The sequence below is a fragment of the Phaeodactylibacter xiamenensis genome (assembly GCF_965229835.1).
In the GTDB taxonomy this organism is placed as follows: Bacteria; Bacteroidota; Bacteroidia; order Chitinophagales; family Saprospiraceae; genus Phaeodactylibacter; species Phaeodactylibacter xiamenensis.
Genome location: NZ_OZ245931.1, coordinates 3,061,597 through 3,082,497 on the forward strand (window position 1 = coordinate 3,061,597; position 20,901 = coordinate 3,082,497).

The following is a 20,901-nucleotide window of genomic DNA, read 5'->3' on the forward strand; positions in this document are numbered from 1 at the left end:
ATGAAAACACCGCACTTATATATCATGATCTGCCTTTTGGGTGCCTTGCAAATACCTTTGCAGAGCCAGGAGCCTTATCATGCCTATTTTTTCGAAGGCGATGATATCGTTTTCGAATTTGACATCCGGTACTTTGAAGAGGCTTCCCGGACCGGTACTTTCTGGATGACCGACTTTGAAGACATCGACGTAGAATCGGTTGCCATTGCCGGGGATTTCAATAATTGGTCTGCGGATGAATGGCGGATGAAAAAAGTGGGCGAAGGCCGTTATCAGCTCCGCAAACGGATTGAAGACTTCGATGATGCCTTCCGCTGGGAATTCAAGTTTGTCGTCAACGGGAAGTTCTGGGCAGAACCCTCTGAGGCCATACGCAACAAAGGCAAAACCACGCCCACAGGCACTTTCTGGAAGGAGACCTACAATATGGAGCTTTATACCGCCCGGGCAGACACAACTGCTGAAGATTGCTTTTTCCTTCCCGGCTATCCGGATGCAGAGAAGGTGGTCCTCAGCGGCAACTTCAACGCCTGGGACGAATCTGCTTTCACCATGCAAAAAGTGGATGGTGGTTGGGAAACCTGCCTGAGCCTCGATGCCGGCCGCTATGAATACAAATTCATCGTAGACGGCGAGTGGATGCCCGACCCCAACAACCCTCAGACTGTCAGGAACCAATATGCCACCCTCAACTCCGTTTATGAAATCAAGCGGGAGACACAGTTTCGCCTGGCGGGTTTCGAAGACGCGGAAGAAGTCCACCTGGCGGGTTCCTTTACCGACTGGGAAGACCGCGCTCTGAGGATGCACCGCGAAGGTAAAGCCTGGGTGGTCAGCCTGCCGCTAACGGGTGGCAAACACCTGTACAAATTCATCGTAGACGGGCAATGGATCACCGATCCGGTCAATCCCATCAAGGAATATGACTGGGCAGGCAACCTCAACTCGGTCAGAATGGTGGAATAAGCCTGGCTGTGTCGCCTGCTTACCATTGAGGCCAACCTGGCGTTAACAAATTGCGCCATATTCCTGTTACCAAAAGAAAAAAAATGAAACGCATATTTCTTTTCCTAACGTTGAGCACTATGGTACTCAGTTGTGCCAATTCGCAGAAGACCAATAGTACTATGGCTGAAAAAAGCCAAAAAATTGATTACCCGGAAGGCGTCGTCCCGGTTGACCAAATCGATGCCCCCTACGAAGACCTTTCTGAAGCGGTCTTTGCAGGTGGTTGCTTTTGGTGTGTGGAAGCCGTGTTTGAGCGCGTTGAAGGCGTAGAGGAGGCCATTTCCGGCTACGCAGGGGGAACCACAGCTGATCCAACCTACAAAAAGGTGGCTTCCGGTATGACGGACTATGCAGAATCGGTCATCGTTTACTACGATTCCACCGTAGTCAGCTACGACGAGCTGCTCACCGCGTTTTTTGCAGGCCACGACCCCACGCAGCTCAACCGGCAGGGGCCGGATGTTGGACCGCAGTACCGTTCTGCTATTTTCTATGCGGATACGTACGAAAAGGCCCGGGCAGAAGCTTTTATACAACAGCTGGAGGAAAGCGGTAAATTCCAAAAGCCAATTGTGACCAAACTCAGCCCGCTCAGTACTTTCTACACAGCCGAAGGGTATCATCAGGACTACATCGTTCACAATCCCAATCAGCCCTATGTGGTCGGCGTGTCGATGCCCAAGATTGAGAAATTTATGAAGGCACACCCTGAGCTCTTAAAGGAGAATTACAAAAAGCCATAAACCCTTTTCACTAAATTAAAACGCCTGGAGCAATTCATTTCATTGCTCCAGGCGTTCTGCATTAAGAATATGGGTAACAGAATCAACGCTTAATCATTGGCATCCCGCCCGCCGATAAAAAAGCTAAAACCTACTCCCAGCCCAAATGCATTATTCAGTTGCCGGACATTATCGTTATCTATAGGGCTACTCCTTTCATGGAAGTATCCCAGGGCCAGGTCTATTGAGACAAAATCATTAAAGAAAAAGGCCGCACCGGCACCGAGGTTGAGGTTAAGAAAATTAGATTTATCTTCATCATCTGGCCCATTACTGGAGCGCCCCAGGCCTACATTGCCCTGAATAAATGGCTTGGCATTTCCCAAATCAAAATAGTAACGGGCGAAGGGGCCAACCGAGAGTATAGTGCTCGGGTCATTATCTTCCACCTTCGAATAAGCAAAAGTGAGCTTGCCCCCAACGGCCAGCCCATCCGCTACAAAATAGGCCACCGCCGGGCTTATATTGAAGAGCGTGATGTTGGTACCATCTGATTTATCCCCATTAAATTCAAACTTGCTGTTGGCAAAAGCAATGCCTGCAGAACTTACGCCTAAGGGTTGGATGCCGCCGATGATTTCAGTGGTGGTCCCGGCCAGGACCTGTCCTTTTTGAATAGCTTGCGCTTCGGTGAAACTGTAACAAAAGGCAAGCAGAGCCATGGTTAGAAAAATCGATTTCATAAAAACAGGTTTTTGAGGTGATAAAGGAGAGCCTAAACTCTTTTAGCAGTTGCTATTCAATCGCTTACAAAGTTTACGGCTCTTTTATTGAACTATGTAAAAGGTACGACAAATGATTTAAAATATCCTGAGTACCGTTGCAAATAATCAGATCCGGCCGGCCGCTGTTCTTTAGTATTTGAAAATCCCGCCAACTTTCTGCAATATTGCAGACAAAGCTAAACGACTATGAGCGAGTTTAAACAAGTTATTAAAGATGGAGCCGGCACGGTAGGTGGCTGGATCAAACGATTCTTCTTCATCCTGCTCACCCTGGCCATAGTAGGCGGAGCGAGCTACCTATGGGTCTGCAACTGGACTTACAGTGAAGGTACCCGGGCAGGCACCCTGATTAAGATTTCCAATAAAGGTGTGGTATTTAAGACCTACGAAGGGCAGCTGAACCTGGGCGGCTTCCGCCAAAATGCCAGTGACGGCGTTTCCGGGAACATCTGGGAGTTCTCCGTTTGGCAAAATGAGGTTTATGAGAAGCTTCAAAACTATGAAGGCAAACAAGTCAAGCTCTACTACCGGGAAAAATATAAGGCAATGCCCTGGCAGGGGGATACGAATTACTTCATTTATCAGGTGGAGGAAGTAAAGTAACGCTTACTTGAGCAGCTTACTGGTGACTACCACCCTCTGAGCCAATACTTTTGCCAGGTTGCGCCAAATGATGGTGCGGTCTGATTCCTCTGTTAACTGGTCGATAGCGGATTCCTGAAAGAGGACGACTTCTGTATCCGGGCTGGCGGAGACAATCTTTGCAGTGCGCTTGGTATTTAGAATGTAGGCAATCTCCCCGAAGAGGTCGCCTTCTCCCAGCATCACCACTGTCTGCCCGCCAATTTCCACCCTCAGCAGGCCTTTGCGCACGTAACCGATAGCTTTGCCTGCATCATTTTCTGCAAACAACACTTCGTCCTGCCGGCAATTGACAATTATGGCATCCTTAAGGAAAGCAGCGGTACCGGCTTCGCTCAATCCTTCCGTAATGACATGGTGCCCATGGAAATCATCGTGGTCTTCCGGGTAAAAAGCGGTACCGGTTTGTAGCTCTTTGTGCTCGCGAACCAATTGATAGTACCAGTCGCAAATTTCCTGATAACGGTCAAAAGACACCCCGCGAAGCATGGGTAACAAAGGAGAGTGAATGACGGAAAGGTACTCCATATCCGGCAGTCCGATCATAGGGATTTGAAAATCGCCCCCCTCCCCCATTTGCAGCGGGCCGATGGGGCGCATCCCCAAACGCTTATAGATGGAATAATGCCCGGGGTCGCACTGCATGAGCAATGCCTGCCCTTCGGCTTTCAGGACCTCCACAAAGCAGTGGCTCAGCAGCACAGGTACAGCAGGGGTATTGAGGTAAGCGCTATCAAAAGATAAATGAGAAACCACAGCCAGCTTGGGCAGATAGCCTGTCTTCACATATCCAAACGCTTCTGCCGCCTCTTCTGCCCGGTCTACAGCATTGCTCAGCACCAGACAGGCAATGATTTTACCGCGCCGGGTATCCTGACAAGCCACGAGCTGCCCTTTTTCGGGAAGCTCGCGGTCGCTGTCGTAATTCAACAGCCGCTCGCAAGCTTCCCGGTCCTGAGCTTCTGTGACAAAGAAGGCCCGGTATTTACCGATCCACAGATCCCACTGCAGTGATATGTTTTGGAGTAGCCCCATGGGGCTGAAGATAAGAAGATTTAGAACTTCAGCCCTACGCTAAACTGCAGAAAATGGGCATCTGCATTCCGGGTGCCCAGGGTATTCTCCTGATACCGGTAGCCAAAGGAGGCCACATAGGCCATATTTGGATTGACGGAGCGCTGAATACCGCCTCCGACACCGAACATAATGCCCCCATCCGTTGCCTCGTCCAAAAAGCCCAGCCCGTAGCCCAGGTCGCCGTAGAAGAAAGGCGCCCACTCGGTAAGGGTCGGATAGTACCGGACATCAGCGTAAAGCGGCACGAGCTCATAATCGCCATACCATTCCACACCTACCCCCAGACCCAGGCTCACACTTCGGTTGATGTGGTAGCCATTGACGGTGTGAATCGAAAAGTAATCTTCATCATTATTAATGGCCCGTTCGTCCCCTATTGTCCCAATGCCAAAACCATAGCCCAGGGTGGTGATATTGGTAAAACCTTCCCCATCGTGGACGATGATCTTGTTCTTCAGGTTATCGTGCGGGACTTCCTCCCGGACAATACGGCGGACCTCATCGGGCGAGAAGGTGTATACATCACTCTCGGTTGTCATAATCTGCACGCCATCCGCATCCATAGGTTTGATGATGGAGCCTTTGATGACTTGTCCGTTTTTGAGGTAAATAACGTCCATTTTGTCTTGCCCGAAGGCCGCTACGGCCATCAGGGTCATAAAGCAAGTGAGCAATATCGTTCTCATGGTTGTACAGGTTTTTGATTTTGAGTGGCAGCCGGGTGTAATACGCGGCTGTCGGGTGTGATTACATGCCTGACCTGCAGCCTGCCCCCGCCATTGAGGCGCAGGTAATGCTCTTCCAGGCGTTGATTGTATCGGTTATAAAAGGTCACTCGGATTTCATTAGCGCCCCGCTTCAGTGGCACCCGCTGATAATGGATTTCTGCCGGCAGGGTTTGCCAGGATCGGATGTCAGCACGCTCAGTAGCGGCGTTGACGATGCTCATTGTGGTGCCCAGGATGAGGCCGAGCGTTTCGTCGTACTCCACGTCCTCTTCCTCGTCTTTATCCTCGTCTTTTGATTTTTTCTGCTCTTCGTCTCCATCGTTGTCCTCATCGTCGTCTTTCTTTTTCGTTTTGATGGAACGCAGGCCCGCCTCCACGGCCTCCTTGGCGGCCAGACGGATCAGGGCATTAGCCAGCTCCCGCCCAAAGCGGTCTCGCAGAGACTGCTCCGCTACCACATTCAGGTCTTCGAGCATTTCCATTCGCTGTATGCCACCAGGGTATTTGATATCTGCACGATAGAGCGGATACTCACGTGGGCGGAATATTGGCAGTGCCAGCCGAACAGTATTGATACCGGCAAAGCCATTGTATTCGTTATAGATGTCCTCCCCAAAATCGTACTCCATCCCCATGCTGTTATTCACGAAGCGGACTTGCGAGCGGTCGCCCCGGCGCATCACATCAAACCCGATGATATTTTCTTCCTTGACCGGCCCCTGACCATTTTCCCAAAAGAGCACAAGCGAGCCACCTTCGCCCACATCATCCTTGCAGCGTGGGTTGAGCAATCTGCGATACCGGCTGGCATCATTGGCAAACCCAAGCTGATCCGCCATACGAACGAGGTCACATTTGAGCTGTTCGGGAATTCGCACTCCCATATAGGGCTGTACTTTGCCCTCCTGAATGAAAAGTTCAGCAGCGTTGCGGTAAGCGATGAAGGCATTGTTCCACTCTCCGTTCATCTCGTAACTCAGCCCCATGGTAATGTGCCCAAGTACGTCGTCGTGGTACTTCAGTGGCTTTTCTGGTACGGCGTCATTGAGTTCCTGCAAGCGGATATTGGTGCGGCGGGCTTCCACCCGGGCCGCTGACACATCATTCAGTTGAAGGTAGTTCAGGCTTTTGAGGTAATGGACGGCAATATTCTCAAAGTACTCTGTACGATAAGGGAGTACCCGTGGGTTGCTGACTACCGCCAGGCCTTGTGATCCGATAGAAGCCCGTCTGTCCTCGATGAGCAGATCAGCCTTATTGAGGTATTCGTTGCTCTTTGCGAGATCGCCCTGCATGCGGGCCAGCGCCCCCAGCTCCAGGTAGCGAAGTACTTCGTTGCGGTCTTTTTTGTAAAACCGCTTATTTTCGATCAGCCGGGTGGCCTCTTCGAAGTTGCCGGCCTCAATGCGGTCATTGTAAAGTATCCGGTAGCGCTCGAAGGAAGCACAGGAGGTAAGCCCACCGGCCAGGATAAACAGCGACAGTAGGTAAAGGTATTTCATGGGCGTCTCAGGTTGGGGCGAGAAAAAGCAGGGAAAGCAGGGGCTGATCACAAGGAGCAGCCCCCGAACTAACAGATTCAGTCCTTCTGTTAATTTTTCACAAACTTCTTAATCTTCTTATCTCCAATCCAGACCACCTCATTGGTCTCCATGTTGGTCAGGGTCATGTCAATCTGGTAGTAGATGACTTTCTTGCGCTTGTAGGCGTCCATAATGGAGTTGATAGAGCCCTGCAGCATGTAGTCAGCGCCGACTTCGAGCCCCCAGCTTTTCATAGTAGACTGGGAGGCGTTGTTTTGCTGATCGGCCCGCTCGCGGCGGATTTGCTCGCGCTTGGCACCGCCCTGCACGAGGCGTACCCGACCGCTTTTGACGAAGGCTTTTTCCAATTCCTTGATAAAGACTTCCGCTTCGATATGTTCATGGGATTTGTTTTCCACCATACCAACGATGACCACGGGTTCTTCCCCGCTGTTATTGCGTTTGTGGCGCTCCAGCCAGGGTTGCCCCATAATTTCAGAGACCAGTTCGGCAGCAGTCAGGCGGGCGTCAGTGTCATTCCAGCGCCCGCTGAGGTCCACGGTAGTATCGGTTTCAATACGTTGTACCTGACGATTGCAGGAGGTGCCGAGAAGGATAGCGAAAAACAAAAGAGGAAGGAAGGGTTTCATGCAGATTGTGTTTTGGTGTAGAGTGCATGCCAGATTAGAAGATACGACCTGGCACACACCTGTTTCGTTTTGTTAATTTTAGAAAGTTTGGCCGGAGTTTACCAGCGGTTCCAGCCCCAGGGGCGGCGTGGGGCAATAAACTGCGGCCGGCGGGCCCGTTCGAGGCGGAGCTGCCGGCGGAAATCGCGGCGTTCTTCCCGGCGGGCTTCTTTGATCAGAATGGGGTCGTAGGCTTCGTAAGTCTGATCCATCGTCACCCCCATAGTATTGGCGTGGTCAGTGGGGTTTTCCGTCTGGTATGCTTTGTAAGCCAACTGTGCCCGCGGGTTCTGATCAGCAGATTGTGCTGTGAGGGTCAGCCCGAAGGCCAGGGCGAAGGATAATGCGAGCAGTTGCTTTTTCATGGCTTTTGTTTTTGATTACACTTCAAATATAGGGGGTTTAGACATACGATGCAGGGCTTTAACGGAGGGTTAACGCAAAGCCGGGCAATTTAATAGCGTACTAACAGCAGCAGGCTGAAGAATCTTAAAATTGTTAAGATTTAACAACTGCTGAAGCGTATGGAGCATTCATTTTGTTCAATAATCCTGCGATGCCCCTATCAGAATAAAACGGGGAGTGCCTTACCTTTGCCAAATGGAGACATTAGCACATTTGCCTGACCCGCCGGCTCAACGCCTGGCTATCCAAGTCAAGCCGGCAGCGGAACGCGCACTTCGGCGGGAGCATCCCTGGGTTTTTGAGGAAGCCATCACTAAACAAAATACCAAAGGCATAGCTGGCAGCCTGGCGATTATCTTTGATCGTAAAAAAGATAAATTCCTCGCAGCAGGTTTGTACGACCCCCACTCCCCTATCCGGATTAAAGCCCTGCAGTTTGGCCAGCCGGCACGGATTGATGCCCTTTGGTTTTCGGGCAAAATCGAGCAAGCCTACGAACGGCGGAAGCCCCTCCTGGAAAGCGATACCAACAGCTACCGCTTCCTCTACGGAGAGAATGACGGGCTGCCGGGCCTCGTAGCCGATGTATACGATCAGGTGCTGGTCCTCAAGCTTTATTCGTTTATCTGGCTGCCTTATTTAAAAATGGTACTGCCTCCCCTACTCCGTTTGAGCGAATGCACCACTGTTGTCCTCCGGCTGAGCCGCAACCTGCAGGCCCGCCCTGATCTTTGCCACGGATTGTCTGACGGCCAGGTCATTCACGGCACACTGGAAAAGGAGGAAATCATATTTCGGGAACACGGGCTGTTGTTTTCCGCTAATGTGGTAAAGGGCCATAAAACCGGCTATTTCCTCGACCACCGGCACAACCGGAAACGCATTGGAGAATTGGCGAAAGAGAAAACCGTTCTTGACGTCTTCGCATACGCCGGAGGCTTTTCCGTACACGCTCTGGCAGGAGGCGCAACAGCCGTAACCAGCCTGGACATCAGCGCGCAAGCCCTTGAGATGGCTGCCCAAAACGTAGCCCTAAACCATTTGGGAGGCCGCCACCGGACATTGACCGGCGATGCCTTTGAGCAGATGGAGCAGTTGAGTAAAACCGGTCAGCGCTTTGATATTGTCATCGTCGACCCACCCTCTTTTGCCAAGCAACGCAGTGAACGGGAAAAAGCCCTGCAGGCTTACCGCCAGCTTGCTGCCCTGGCAGCCGGGATTGTTGCTCCGAAGGGATTGCTCCTCCTCGCTTCCTGTTCAAGCCGCATTACCGCTCCGGAGTTCTTCGAAGCTGTACTGGAAGTGCTGGACAATCACCCCCGACAATTCCGCGAAAGCAGGCGCACCTACCACGATACGGACCACCCCATTGGTTTCCCGGAAGGGGCCTACCTGAAAGCCATTTACCTGGAAGCGCAGCAGTAGGGCGAACATGGTCCCGAAACAGCCGTTCTACCAGAAAAGCCAATGCAACATTTTGACAACCTGGTAGAAGCTACCCAGGCCCTGAAAAAAGAGGGCTATGACCACGAATTCACGCTGAAACGCGACCGCATTTATTGCGAAGACTTAAATAAGACATTTACCCCCGACCATTTTGAGGTAGAGCAGGTGCTCCACTTTGAAGGTGCAGACAGCAGCCCTAATACCCGCTCCACACTATTCCTCATCAAGACTGATAGTAATGATAACGGCACCCTGATCGAAGAGGATGGAATGTACGGCACAGATAACGTTTCCCCTCAACTACTGGAAAAATTTAAGCAGCACAAATAGGGTCTTCATAGTTGGGTGATGTATTTTTGATGCGCTGCTTTCCCCTCCACTTGCAGCGTATTATACATCATTTTCAAACTGAACAGATTTATGAAGAACCCACTACTCACCTCGCTGTGCATTTTCCTGCTTGCCTTCGGGCTATCTAACTGCCAATCCGGCTCTTCGGAGGGCACTGTGGCATCTGATCAGCAGGACTCTACCGCTGTAACCACCGAAGCAGACCCAAGGCTCGATTTCACAATTGTCCCTGGCACACGGGTAGGTCTTGTTGACCTGGCATCAGCTACTGCCGCTGATGTCTTGAAAGTTTATGGTGATCTGGCGCAGGAGGACAGCATCCACCTGGGCGAAGGTATTTTCGAGCCAGGCATTGTCCTGTTCAAAGACAGTAAAAACCGGGTGGATTTGTACTGGGATGCTGCAATGGGCTCCGATCGGCCCAGCTATGTCAGCATCTATGGCAAGGACGGGCAATCTGACTGGTCCACCCCCAACGGCATCACCATTGGCACCACCCTTGAGGAAATGGAGCAACTCAATGGCAAGCCATTTGACTTTTACGGCTTTGGCTGGGACTACGGCGGCTACGTTAGTGACTGGAAGGATGGAAAACTTACCGGTCAGGGGCTGAGCATCCGTTTTGAGCCAGGTGCAGACGGTGAGACCGCCATGGAGCTCGTTGGCGATGTCACACTCAGCAGCGACAACCCTGCGTTGAAATCTGTAAAAGCAAGGGTGAGTGAGATCACACTCAGCGATCCTTCACCCAACCTAATGGCCATGATGCAGGGCGGCTGGCGCTCTACGACCGACGAAGGGTATGAAATCATCATTGAGGGTGACCAAATCAGCCATTACAACAACCAGCGGTTGACGTATTCCTCGACGATTGAGGCGGACCCCGGCTGCCGTTCGGAAGCTTGTGCGGTGACCGGCACAGCTCCCGAAGGCTTCTGCTTTATCGAAAAAGGAGAATTTGATGCGCAGTGCAACCTGGTCCTCGCAGCCAATGCAACCACATTGGAATACACTGCCATTGGGGCAGCCGGCGGTTCATTGGTATTTGAGCGGGTGGATTAATCTCTCAGGTGCCCTCATGGGTTTGCAGACCGATGAGGGCGCTTTCTTAGCTGTTTCATTCCTGGAGACGTGGTTACAATCGCGACTGGAGCAACCCACCGCCGCAACTTATCGGATACACCCATTGTGGAAAGCGGTACTTTTTAGGTGAGATGGGGCTTGTATATCACATACTTGATAAAACTATTTCCGTTTGTTTAGCGGCAGACTAAATCCTAAACAAGGACTAAAGGTAGCAGCATTTTCCAGCCCTACAGGAAAAAAGACTCCGTAGTCCAGTGTTCCTTTTGGCCAGATTGTACGCGCGCCTATCGAAAGAAACCCAAGATACATTGACTCCTCAGAAGTGCTAATGAGCAAATTTTCTGTAAGAAGAGAAGTCTTCTGACTGACTCTAAACAGACCACTGAGAGACAAGGACGGCGCTTTTGACCATTTTCCACCAAAGCCCCCGTAGCCAATTCCCAGGCTTATATTTCGGCTCCGGTTGCCATAGGTTGCCGATCCATAAGCTAAGGCGATGTTCAACCTTCTTTCCCCAAAAACTGTCCCCAGAATGGCTCCTCCGCTAAGATTAAATTTATCCTCTACTACCGGGAAAGCGACTTTTGGAGTAATCAAAACGGGCAGCAATAAGTCCTCTGAAAAAGGGTTCAAGAAGGGGAATAAGAATGCGCCCATTGAAAAGCGGTCCGTAATGCCAAAATTGATCTGATTATAAACTATAAGAAAATTTTGATAGCTGACCTCACCAGCACTCAAGCCATAGCCACTTGGGCTCCAAAAGTAATGAGTGGGTTTTGGGTGTTGCCGCCACACTGTTCCGTTTTTAAGGATTAGATTCTCTGCAGCCAATTCAACTCTACTGATTTTTTGCCTCGGGATACTGACGAATCCGGTACGCTCAGATTCAAACTGCACGGTATCATCCTGAATGGAAATAATACGTCCAATATAAGTCTCCTGTTCTACCGTAACCAGGACGAGAATACCAGAAGTGTCGATGGAGTGGAGATAACTGCTGCTTACAAATGCGTAATAATTAGTGTTGTTTTGCTGATCCTGGTATAAGATGTGGGAGACAAATCGCATGCCAAGTTGACGGAGGCTCTCCCGACTGTCCAACCGACGAAAAAACACATCTTCCTCATCATACTGCTCGATGAGAACAAGGGAGGTATCTCCTGAGAATGTTATCAATGTATCCTGAGCGAATAACAGCAGTGGTGTACATACCAAAGCTGCTGTCAAAAGATGAACTTTGAAGTGTTGTGACATGATATCTGGGGTTTACCCCTAAATATAGCCTAAAAAACTGAATTTCAATATTATAAGACTGGGGAATGAGGGAGCGCCCCCGCTGCCCATAGCTTCCAAAACCAATGCTCGTCGTATCTTTTCTTTTGTGGTTGTAATACTTTAGGCGAAATGTAGTCTTATCCTACAGCTCCTGTTCCGGCAACTGGCTCGCAATGAAACTCAGGTAGCCTCTTTTCCCTCTTTCCTTACGCCAAAAGCGGGCAGAGCGTTGCAGATAGGTAAAAGCAGTGGCGTAGAGCATTTCCAGATACGGAATGGTTCTGCCTCCCAGTGTATATTGGTCATTTTGGAGCAAATGCTCATCTGCTCCAAACTCTTCACGGACAGCAAGTGCCAGGGTAATCGACTCTATCAGAGCCTGCTTACGGGTAATCGTAGAATGGGGCTCCTCCAGCTCTGCGCCTCCGGCGAGCTTTTTGAAAAACCGCTGCAGCTGTTCGTAGACTACCTCGATGTCTTTGTCTTCCAGTTTTGGGTGATCTTTATAGGCCTTCAGTACGGCTTCTTCGATACTTAACAGGCAGGGCTGCAGGAAATCGGGGGGCATGTGAGCATTAGGCATATCGATATTTTTATACGCTAACAGTTATCATGACTGGAAACAAATGTAAAGCTTATCCGGTGATATTCAATTGTGTGTAAAACAAATTGCCCAACACAGGAACTAATACCGAAAATTTATTATACCATACGAAGTGACCACCGGCTATCAATACCGGAGGGCAACCCTCTGCATTTAAGTAATGCAATTCGTTATGCACTTTAGAAGGAGCGCATTACCCTTAAGTTTCTTATTTTTACATCTATGGAAAAACTGCCCATCGGCATACAAGACTTTGGCGAGCTGCGCAGAGGCGGCTATGTGTACGTAGACAAGACCGAGCTGATCCACCGCATGGTCACGATGGGCAAGCCCTACTTCCTTTCCCGGCCCCGCAGGTTCGGAAAATCTTTGCTCGTCTCTACTCTAAAGGCTCTGTTTGAAGGCAAGCGGGAGCTGTTTGAGGGCTTGTGGATCGAGAACCGCTGGGACTGGCAGCAGACGAACCCAGTGCTTCATTTTTCTTTTGAGGCTATCGATTATGATAAGAGAGGGCTCGAAGAAGCTTTGCAGTTGCACCTCAGGATGAAAGCCGAAGCTTTCAACCTGAAGTTAGAACGATTGGGCAGCAAAGAACAGCTTGCAGAATTGATACAGAAAATTGCTGCCAAACACGGACAGGTAGCCCTGCTAATCGATGAGTACGACAAACCCATTACAGATTATCTTAACGAAGAAAACATCGGTCAAGCTAAAGCCAACCGGGATCTGCTGCGCGAATTTTACGGCGTCCTCAAAAGTGCCGATGAGCACCTCCGACTGATCTTCATTACAGGTATTTCTAAGTTTGCCAAAGTCTCAATTTTTTCTAACCTGAACAACCTCTCCGACCTTACCCTGCACCGCACCTACGCCACACTAACGGGCTACACGCAATCAGAGCTGGAATACTATTTTGAACCCCACCTGTACGCAGCCGGGCAGGCATTAGAACTATCCACTGCGGTATTACTCGACAAAATACGGGAGTGGTACAACGGCTATTCCTGGGATGGCCGCAATAAGGTTTATAACCCTTTTGGTATAATTAGTTTTCTGGATCAGCAAGCTTTCATGAACTTCTGGTCAGCAAGTGGGACCCCACGGCTGATTGTTGAGCAGATGCGGCAGCAGCAGCTTTATGCTATGGAAGAAGTGCCTATCAAAAGCTTTATTTTCGAACATTTCGACCTGGATCATATCGCGCTTGTCCCATTGCTCTTCCAGTCTGGCTACCTGACGGTAAAATCAGCTAACCTGCTGACGGGTGAATATGTGCTGCACTACCCTAACAAAGAAGTACGCGAAAGCATGTACGCCTTTCTGCTGCAGGAGCTCTCTCCCGAGCCGACTCGCCACAATACCGGCCGCACGGTCCACGACCTGCAGCAGGCTTTTGCTCAGGACAACCTGGAGCAGGTGCGGGATATCCTGGACAGCGTGCTGGCAGATTTGCCTTACGAAACCTTTGATAAAACGTCTGAGGGCCTGTTTCACGGCTTGGTACACATCTTATTTAACTACCTGGGGCTCTACTGCAAAAGCGAAGTCCACTCTGCCCGCGGGCGTGCCGATGCGGTGGTTCAGATGCCGCAGGCCATCTATATTTTTGAATTCAAAATCCACCAAACGGCTACCGAGGCGCTTCAGCAAATCCGGGAACGCGACTACGCGCAGCGTTTCCGCAGCAGCGGCAAGCGGGTATTGGGAATCGGGGTCCACTTTGATGGGCAGGAACGGCGGATTGCGGGCTGGGAGGTGGAAGCACTTTAGCCCCTACCGCACCAGCGTCACATCCCCCTGCCGCGTCCACACTCCATCGGGCGTTTGTACCTCAATTTGATAGTAGTAAACCTCCGTAGGCTGCGGCTGCCTATTAGCAGTGCCGTCCCAGCCCTGAGCGGGGTTTTCGTTGTTGTACACCTGCTGCCCCCAGCGGTTGAAGATGCGGAAGGCGACCACCCGTGCTTCGGCATTGCCGACTACATTGAAGAAATCATTCGCCCCATCGCCATTAGGCGTAAAGGTATTGGGCATAGCCAGCAGGAGGTCACCGCCCGGGACTTCCACCTCGATCTCCGCCACACAGCCCCATTCGTCCTCAATACTGGCGTAGTAAAAGCCCGCCTGCAGGTTGGTGCGCTCCGGAGTGGTGCTGCCGTCTTCCCAGGTCAGGGTGTGTGTACTGTCGGATAGGATAAGAGACAGGCTTCCGTCCCCGTAACCAAAGTCGGGCGCAGCCTCCACCTCGTACAGGGGCGGCGGGTAGTAATCCAGCATCAGGTAGACGGTGGAGTCGCAGCCGTTGGCATCGGTAAGTTGAAGGGTGTAGTCGCCCGCGGATTCGAAAGTCGCTCCGCCTATGTCCAGCACTTCGCCCAGGCAGAGTGTGGTATCGAAAAAGGACTCCGAAAGGGCTTCCACCGACAGCTGCAGCACCACCAGGGAATCACAACCAGCCTGGGATTGCAGTTCGGCTTCGTAGGTGCCCGCAGCACTCAGTTCCTGCCCATTGAACAGGTAGTTTTCTCCCTCACAAATCACTTCGGCCAGCTCTGTTTCAAACTCCGGCAGCACAGTAAGCTCGAGCTCCACGATACTGTCGCATCCTAAAGTAGTTTGATACTCGGCCGTATAAGTGCCGGGCCCGGTCAGGGGCTGCCCGTCGAAGAAGAGGGTATCGCTTTCGCAGATGGTGGATTGGAGGCTTTCAGAAACGGCGGGCAGCACACTCAGGTCGAGCGTGATGAGGCTGTCGCAGCCGTTGCTGGCGGTGAGGGGCTCGGTGTACAGGCCGGGTTGGGTAAGGGGGGTGCCGTAGAAGTCGTAGGCCTCGCCCTGGCAGATGGCGGCGCTTTCATCGGTAGACCAGGTAGGGCGCAGCTCCAGGTCCAGGCATTCCACCCGGACGCAGGAACCAACCGTAGGCGTGATATCGCAGTACAGCCCGGCGGCACTGACCCAGGCCCCGAAGATATTGATGCTGTCGCCTGAGCAGATGCTTTCGGTTTGCGTTGGCAGAATGGTGTCGGTCTGGCTCTGCATAGTGAGCAGGCGCTCTGCTTCACATTGAGCACTATCGGTGGCGGCAATCAGGAAGCTGCTTTCGCTAAATGGTACCGGGATGCTCACTTCCGCGCAGTTGCTACCCGCGCAGATCACCTCTTCCCCCCCAGACCAGTTATACTGCACCCCTCCGGTAAGGTTTACGGAAAGGGTGTCGCCCAGGCAGGCTTGTAAAGTGTCCGGCACGCCGCCGATTTCAAACGCCTCGAAAAAGTCCACGGATACGGCAAACGAGCGGGTGCAGACCCCATTATCGGCTTGTAGCTGATAGGTATAATCCTCCTGCACTTCCACCACCGGGCTCAGACTGTAAATATCGCTCAGGCGGCCATCTGCATTGACCCACTCATAGGCCGTGCCGGGCTCCGCGCTGACCTGCAACTGCGCCGGCGGCCCAAAACAGAAACTTTGTACCGGATCGCCCTGCAGGGCCGGGGCAGGGAGCACCTCGACCATCACAGAGTCCATACCCGTGCACCCCAGATTATCCGTAATGCTGACGGTGTATACGGCGGAGTTGTCAGGGGCGGCAAGAGCGGCCTGTTCATCGTCGATGACCAGATTTGGGCCCGACCAGGCGAAGGCCTCGCCCAAAGAAGCGATGAGCGAAGCCGTATCGCCCTGACAAATCGTGATGTCTTCAGAAAATATAAAGGGCTCCGGGTTGACCGTGACCTCAAAGGGATGGGTGATGGTGCAGTTGCCGGCCGTTTCCTGCAGTTCAAAGGTGTAGAGTACCTGGTTACTAGTCGTTTCCGGTGGGAAGAAGACCGTTTGCGGGCATTGGGTACAGCTTAGCCCATCGGCATCCGACCATTGGTAGGTATAGCCCGTCAGCGGGTCGACGCCCAGCTCGGCGGATTGGTCCCAGCACAGGCTGACGGTAGTAGGTTTAATGACCGGCACCCCAGAAACAGGGACCGTCAGCGTCTGACAGGCGCAGTTGGCCTCCGCTTCGAGGACCAGCAAGAGCCGGCACCAGTATTGACGGGGCAGATTAGGAAGGAAAGCGCTCAGCTGAGTGCTGCCGCCAGCCTGATCAATGCCGTTCAATGTCAGCATTTGCAGCATTGAATCCGGCAGGCTCAGTGCGCCATCCCCGTCTAGGTCGAGGTATAAGGCCGCCTGAAGAGGCAGCCCGTTGGGGTCAGCGATATTGGTAATGGTGGCCTCCAGCTGCAAGTCATTGGATAGGCTGGAAGGTGCCATGGCAGAGATGTCGGTTATTTCATAGGCCGCCTTATCCACCGAAAGCGGCAGGTTGGCATCACCGGTCACCACCTCGATCTCGCAGGGCTGCCCCTCACTTACGCAAATGGCGGGCACCTTGGTGGTGGTGAAATGGCTCAGGACGGGCACGGCGCATTCGATGCCTTCCTCCGCTACGATGCTAAAAGCCAGCGTCACATCCGACGAAGGGCTGTTGATGGTCCACTTGAGCTGCCCGTCCTGCAAGGTTGGCTCCGGGTGGTCGGTATTGCCCGCTGTGGAGCCCGGCACGTAGGCCATGCCCACCGGCAGGGTGACGTAGAGGTTGGCATCCGTATTGGCAGGGTACTGGAAAGTCGCATTCAGCGCCAGCGTGTCCCCACAGTTGAGGCTGCCCGATAAGTTGACGTTGAGATTGGAGGCATAAGGCGGCTCCACGCCTTCGATTTGGTAGCGCCCGGTGACCTTGGCTACCGTATTGGTGGGCTCTTTACAGGTCTGCTCCGCCCGCATGCGGTAGAGGATGCGGGTACCGGAGATGAAATCGCAGTTGGTCTCGGTATCAAACTGCAGGTAGAAGCTATTGCCCGGCGTACTGTTGACGCCCGACAGCCCCTGCTCCTGAATGAGTGGCCAGGCCGTTGCAAAATCCCAGATAAAGGTGCGCCCCTGCAACAGCTCGGGGTCAGGTAGTGGATAAGTTTGCCCGCTCCCCGCCGGGTATTCCACGGCGCAGGAGCCCGGCAGGATATTCATGCCCGCCGGCAGGGTGACCTCCGCCTGCAGCTCGTAGACGGCCCCCAGCCCTGCATTGAACAGCAGCGCCTGCGTACGCGGCATGGTATCGCAGAGGTCGGCGCTCAGGTCTTCCTCTTCCGCCTGCATATCGATCAGCCCGGGCGGGAAGTCGATGGTCAGGGTTTCGCTTTCCAATGCACAGGGTTCCTGGGCCGGATCGGTAAAAGGCGAGCAGTCGAAGCCGTAGTCGAGACGGATGGTCTCGGTGCCGCAGCTGCTGGAGCGGCCGCGGAGTTGCAAGTTGAGCGTGTCCGGCGTGACCACCGAACCGAGCTGGAAGATGCCGTTGACTTCGGGGTATACCTCCCCGGTCTCCGCATTGACAACTTGTATGGAGTCGAAGACGGTGGTGGGGTAGACGGGGCGGAGGTAGAGGTTGTCGTAGGGGAGGTTAGTTTGATTGTCCACTCTTGCTATAAAAGGAAACTCATATTCAAAATCGGCGGAGAAGGAAGTAACGCTGGATTGAGGCAGTGGCAAGTCGCAAATGTCAACTGCATCACGATATGGCCCAACACTACCGACATTAAATGTATAAGATGCCGGAAAAAAACGGGTGCCAATTGATGTCCGCTCTAACATGACTTCAAACGGCAACATTCCACTCTGATACCCCCATTCAGCTATACAAGCGGTAAAATGGCGGTGCAGCGATAGCTGAAAGTGATAATTACTATTCACACCAACAAAAGGGAACGTCTCTGGCACATCAAAAAGCACATATTCTGCAGAATCATAGGGAAGTAAGAATACAGGAGGCGTATTTTGTTGCCTTAACTCCAGGGAATCAAACACTATGCCCGCCACCTTGGGCACCCGAAACTGAGTAGCCCGGTGAAAAGGTTTGATCTCACCAGGAAAAGGGAAAGAGAGGGTTGAGACTAACCTTCGTCCGGTAGAGTTAGGTGAAGCAGTCTGACAGTTACCACTTCGATCACTTCCTAAAGAAGGCACTTGCCATAATCTTACATTCGCAATTTCTATCCGCTGCGACTGACAATTACAGGTAGTTAATGGACGAGTCGCATCAATCGGGCTTTGTCCGAAGTAAGTACGGGTATCGTAATCGAAGGCAAACCGTATTGACGAATATAATGTGGAACTGTTTGGTGGATTGATCGTACCTGATCCACTTAAATCTAAATTAGCATCCACCCGCTGCTTCACCACCATTTTGACAGAGTCGCCCGCTGTATATTTAAATCCTTCCGGTATCGCGGGATTCAACGTCCGCAATACAGGAACAGAAAGGTCGTACAAAAAGACATCGCGGGGAGACCAGAAAATACGGTCGAGGCCATTGACCTCATACCATACCGATTCGGAGGCATCAAAAAGGAGGAGGGTATTGCTTAATTCGGCAATCTTTTTTTGCTCGCCTATCATGTGGTTGACCGTTGGAGCAGTGAGCATGCTGTTTCCGTTTACAAAGTTCGTCACTTCAAACCCTTTGTGACCGACTTCCAGCGTAAAGTACTCCAGCTCCGTACCCGGTACATCTGTTTGCACTACGCCATCGACGCGCAGTTCGAAAGTATCCCCGGGCGCCAGGTAGTCCAGGCGCATTTGGCTAAAGTCATAAATTCCATCTTCATCGGGCTGCCCATCGCCATCCTTATCCGGCCAGCCCAAGGTGGTGCGGACAGCCTCAAAATTATAATCAAGGTAGCCAGCCAGCGTATCATAACAGACCCCCTCGTAGCAGGGCAGGGGTACCAATATATCGCTACAGGTGCGCGATTGCCCGATGTCGCTGCAGTTTTCGTCTGCTACTACTACTGCTTCCGCCACTAGACTTAAAGGATTGACGGCTCCTACCGGGCAGGGGTCCAAACAATCTGAAAAGATAATTGGAAGACAGGGTAAATTTGATGCCATATTGCAATCCAAAATCGTTGGTACGGTAAGCGTATATGGGCCCCAACCTGCAATGGGTAGCGGATACGTCAGTTTTACTTTATTGACAACATCTGTAGTCACCTCCTGACTGACCGGCAAGACACCCGCCAGGGCAAAATCAGTGGGCTGTATAGTCAGAGAAGTAGGAAAAGCCAGCTCCACGTTCAGCTCTCCCTCTACACCATTAAGATTGATGCCACTGATCGCATAGACGATGTCTACCGGGTTGTTATTCTGCAAAGCGCCGCTTATGGAAAGGGCTCCGGTGATCAAAGGATCTCCGCTTCCAGCCTCTCCCTCCCCGTCAACAAAGCGATCATCCGGCGCTGCACACTCCTTGATGTATTCGTAATCGTAGGTCCAGTTAGAAGCCGCAGAATTGCACTGTCCAGGCTCACAAATACTGGTCGCCCATGTGATGTCAAATTGCGAACCGAAACTTGGTGGTGGCAAAGGATTGATAAAGTGCAAAGTAACGGCATGGGCTACACTATCCCCACAGGTATTCAGCAAAGGCTCGTGGTAAACGACAGAATCCAGAAAGGGACTATTCAGGCTGCCCAGCAAAATACCCCGTCCCTCGCCCGGCTGCCGGATGTTGAGCACAAAATCCATCAGACCGGTAGATTGGTTATTGCGCCGTACGCGAAGGGTTTGCGCTGCGGCTCCTCCATCGAAGCAGGTTGGCTGCTCTAGGATTTCAAAAAAACCTAACACATTCCCCTGTTCCACCACATCTATAATCTCCACCTTCGCATTCGCCCGCCGCGCCTGACAAAAGCTGCCCCCACAGCCCCAGCGCACCCAAAGGTCGGAGAGGGCATCGCGGGTTTCCGCAGCGCAGTCCACCACCCGTACCAGCTCTCTTATAGTGAGCTCCTCATTGAAATCGAACCAGCCATCGCCATTGCCAATTTGGGCGAAGTCCTGCGGGCCGAAACGCAGGAGCAGGGTGTCCGCGTTTTCGATGAGGGTCTCTCCATCGTTGCTGCTTACCGAGATACTGCTGACGTGGGTATCCAGAAAATCAAAACTAGCCACCCTGCCCGGCCGGGTATTGCGGACGGTGAGGATACGGAACACGAAATCATTGAGCCCCCCCTGCCAGTACAGGTTTTCGCCATTAGTGATGAGCAGGTTGGCCGTCTCCACATTGAAGGGGTCGGAGGCGAAGCCCTGACTGCCATTGGCGTGTTCCAGTTCTGCGGTGATGAAAAACAGCTCCCCCGCATCAATACAGGGCAGCGCCTGACAGCTGACATCGGCTTGCAGGGTGAGGCTTAGCGTATCGCCTGCAGGCACTTCCGGCAAGGCAAAGACGGGCTCCGACGGGTTTCCAATCGCTTCCTCGGTGCCGCCGCTAATGCTGCCGGCCTGGTAGGTGATGCCGCAGGGCAGACCAAGCGTCAGGGTGGCGTCTTGCAGCCCGTTGGTGCCTCCGGTGATGGTGTATTGGAAGGTCTGATCTTCGCAAACGCTGAGGTTTCCGGGGGGCTGCAGCTGGACTTGCTGGGCGGTGAGGCTCAGCTGGGTGAGCAGGAAAAGGCTTAAGAGGGTGGTGTAAATTTGGGGTTGCATAGTTGCTAAGGTT

16 protein-coding genes are annotated in these 20,901 nt (G+C 52.3%); 7 read left to right on the forward strand and 9 right to left on the reverse strand.

The window, feature by feature from the left end:
* Nucleotides 1-966, forward strand: coding sequence for a hypothetical protein (locus ACO08I_RS11300; RefSeq protein ID WP_421949349.1), 966 nt, complete (start codon nucleotides 1-3; stop codon nucleotides 964-966).
* Between the two features lie 83 nt (nucleotides 967-1,049).
* Complete coding sequence (gene msrA / locus ACO08I_RS11305; protein ID WP_282783447.1) at nucleotides 1,050-1,751, forward strand: peptide-methionine (S)-S-oxide reductase MsrA; 702 nt, start codon at nucleotides 1,050-1,052, stop codon at nucleotides 1,749-1,751.
* An 89-nt stretch (nucleotides 1,752-1,840) separates the two neighbouring features.
* Here msrA and ACO08I_RS11310 read toward each other — a convergent pair whose 3' ends face one another.
* Nucleotides 1,841-2,473: an outer membrane beta-barrel protein gene (locus ACO08I_RS11310; RefSeq protein ID WP_282783449.1), complete on the reverse strand. Its 633-nt coding sequence runs from the start codon at nucleotides 2,471-2,473 to the stop codon at nucleotides 1,841-1,843.
* Nucleotides 2,474-2,701: 228 nt separating this feature from the next.
* Between ACO08I_RS11310 and ACO08I_RS11315 the strand changes: the two genes are divergently transcribed.
* Nucleotides 2,702-3,118: a hypothetical protein gene (locus ACO08I_RS11315; RefSeq protein ID WP_052515989.1), complete on the forward strand. Its 417-nt coding sequence runs from the start codon at nucleotides 2,702-2,704 to the stop codon at nucleotides 3,116-3,118.
* 3 nt (nucleotides 3,119-3,121) lie between these two features.
* Here the strand turns inward: ACO08I_RS11315 and ACO08I_RS11320 are convergent, their stop codons facing one another.
* The 5 genes from ACO08I_RS11320 to ACO08I_RS11340 form a co-directional block, all read right to left on the reverse strand.
* A complete protein-coding gene (locus ACO08I_RS11320) occupies nucleotides 3,122-4,192 on the reverse strand; it encodes a Crp/Fnr family transcriptional regulator (RefSeq protein WP_282783452.1) in 1,071 nt (356 codons plus the stop codon).
* Nucleotides 4,193-4,212: 20 nt separating this feature from the next.
* Nucleotides 4,213-4,920: a hypothetical protein gene (locus ACO08I_RS11325; RefSeq protein ID WP_282783454.1), complete on the reverse strand. Its 708-nt coding sequence runs from the start codon at nucleotides 4,918-4,920 to the stop codon at nucleotides 4,213-4,215.
* A complete protein-coding gene (locus ACO08I_RS11330) occupies nucleotides 4,917-6,464 on the reverse strand; it encodes a COG3014 family protein (protein ID WP_282783456.1) in 1,548 nt (515 codons plus the stop codon). The genes ACO08I_RS11325 and ACO08I_RS11330 overlap by 4 nt, the downstream gene beginning before the upstream one ends.
* A gap of 89 nt (nucleotides 6,465-6,553) precedes the next feature.
* Nucleotides 6,554-7,135, reverse strand: coding sequence for a penicillin-binding protein activator LpoB (locus tag ACO08I_RS11335; RefSeq protein ID WP_039725098.1), 582 nt, complete (start codon nucleotides 7,133-7,135; stop codon nucleotides 6,554-6,556).
* Between the two features lie 98 nt (nucleotides 7,136-7,233).
* Complete coding sequence (locus tag ACO08I_RS11340) at nucleotides 7,234-7,539, reverse strand: hypothetical protein (RefSeq protein ID WP_282783460.1); 306 nt, start codon at nucleotides 7,537-7,539, stop codon at nucleotides 7,234-7,236.
* Nucleotides 7,540-7,774: 235 nt separating this feature from the next.
* On the opposite strand from ACO08I_RS11340, the gene ACO08I_RS11345 reads away from it, so the two are divergent.
* The 3 genes from ACO08I_RS11345 (at nucleotide 7,775) to ACO08I_RS11355 (ending at nucleotide 10,438) form a co-directional block, all read left to right on the forward strand.
* Nucleotides 7,775-9,004, forward strand: coding sequence for a class I SAM-dependent rRNA methyltransferase (locus tag ACO08I_RS11345; protein ID WP_282783462.1), 1,230 nt, complete (start codon nucleotides 7,775-7,777; stop codon nucleotides 9,002-9,004).
* A 42-nt stretch (nucleotides 9,005-9,046) separates the two neighbouring features.
* Complete coding sequence (locus ACO08I_RS11350) at nucleotides 9,047-9,355, forward strand: hypothetical protein (RefSeq protein ID WP_282783464.1); 309 nt, start codon at nucleotides 9,047-9,049, stop codon at nucleotides 9,353-9,355.
* Between the two features lie 90 nt (nucleotides 9,356-9,445).
* Nucleotides 9,446-10,438 (forward strand): hypothetical protein, encoded by a 993-nt coding sequence (locus ACO08I_RS11355; RefSeq protein WP_421949350.1) that lies wholly within the window; start codon nucleotides 9,446-9,448, stop codon nucleotides 10,436-10,438.
* A 183-nt stretch (nucleotides 10,439-10,621) separates the two neighbouring features.
* Here ACO08I_RS11355 and ACO08I_RS11360 read toward each other — a convergent pair whose 3' ends face one another.
* Both ACO08I_RS11360 and ACO08I_RS11365 read right to left on the reverse strand, forming a co-directional pair.
* Nucleotides 10,622-11,716 (reverse strand): hypothetical protein, encoded by a 1,095-nt coding sequence (locus ACO08I_RS11360; protein WP_421949351.1) that lies wholly within the window; start codon nucleotides 11,714-11,716, stop codon nucleotides 10,622-10,624.
* Nucleotides 11,717-11,879: 163 nt separating this feature from the next.
* Nucleotides 11,880-12,320, reverse strand: a complete 441-nt coding sequence (locus ACO08I_RS11365; RefSeq protein ID WP_421949352.1) for a hypothetical protein — start codon at nucleotides 12,318-12,320, stop codon at nucleotides 11,880-11,882.
* Nucleotides 12,321-12,563: 243 nt separating this feature from the next.
* Between ACO08I_RS11365 and ACO08I_RS11370 the strand changes: the two genes are divergently transcribed.
* Nucleotides 12,564-14,111, forward strand: coding sequence for an AAA family ATPase (locus ACO08I_RS11370; protein WP_421949353.1), 1,548 nt, complete (start codon nucleotides 12,564-12,566; stop codon nucleotides 14,109-14,111).
* A 3-nt stretch (nucleotides 14,112-14,114) separates the two neighbouring features.
* Here the strand turns inward: ACO08I_RS11370 and ACO08I_RS11375 are convergent, their stop codons facing one another.
* Nucleotides 14,115-20,888, reverse strand: coding sequence for a gliding motility-associated C-terminal domain-containing protein (locus ACO08I_RS11375; RefSeq protein WP_421949354.1), 6,774 nt, complete (start codon nucleotides 20,886-20,888; stop codon nucleotides 14,115-14,117).
* Nucleotides 20,889-20,901 lie beyond the last annotated feature (13 nt).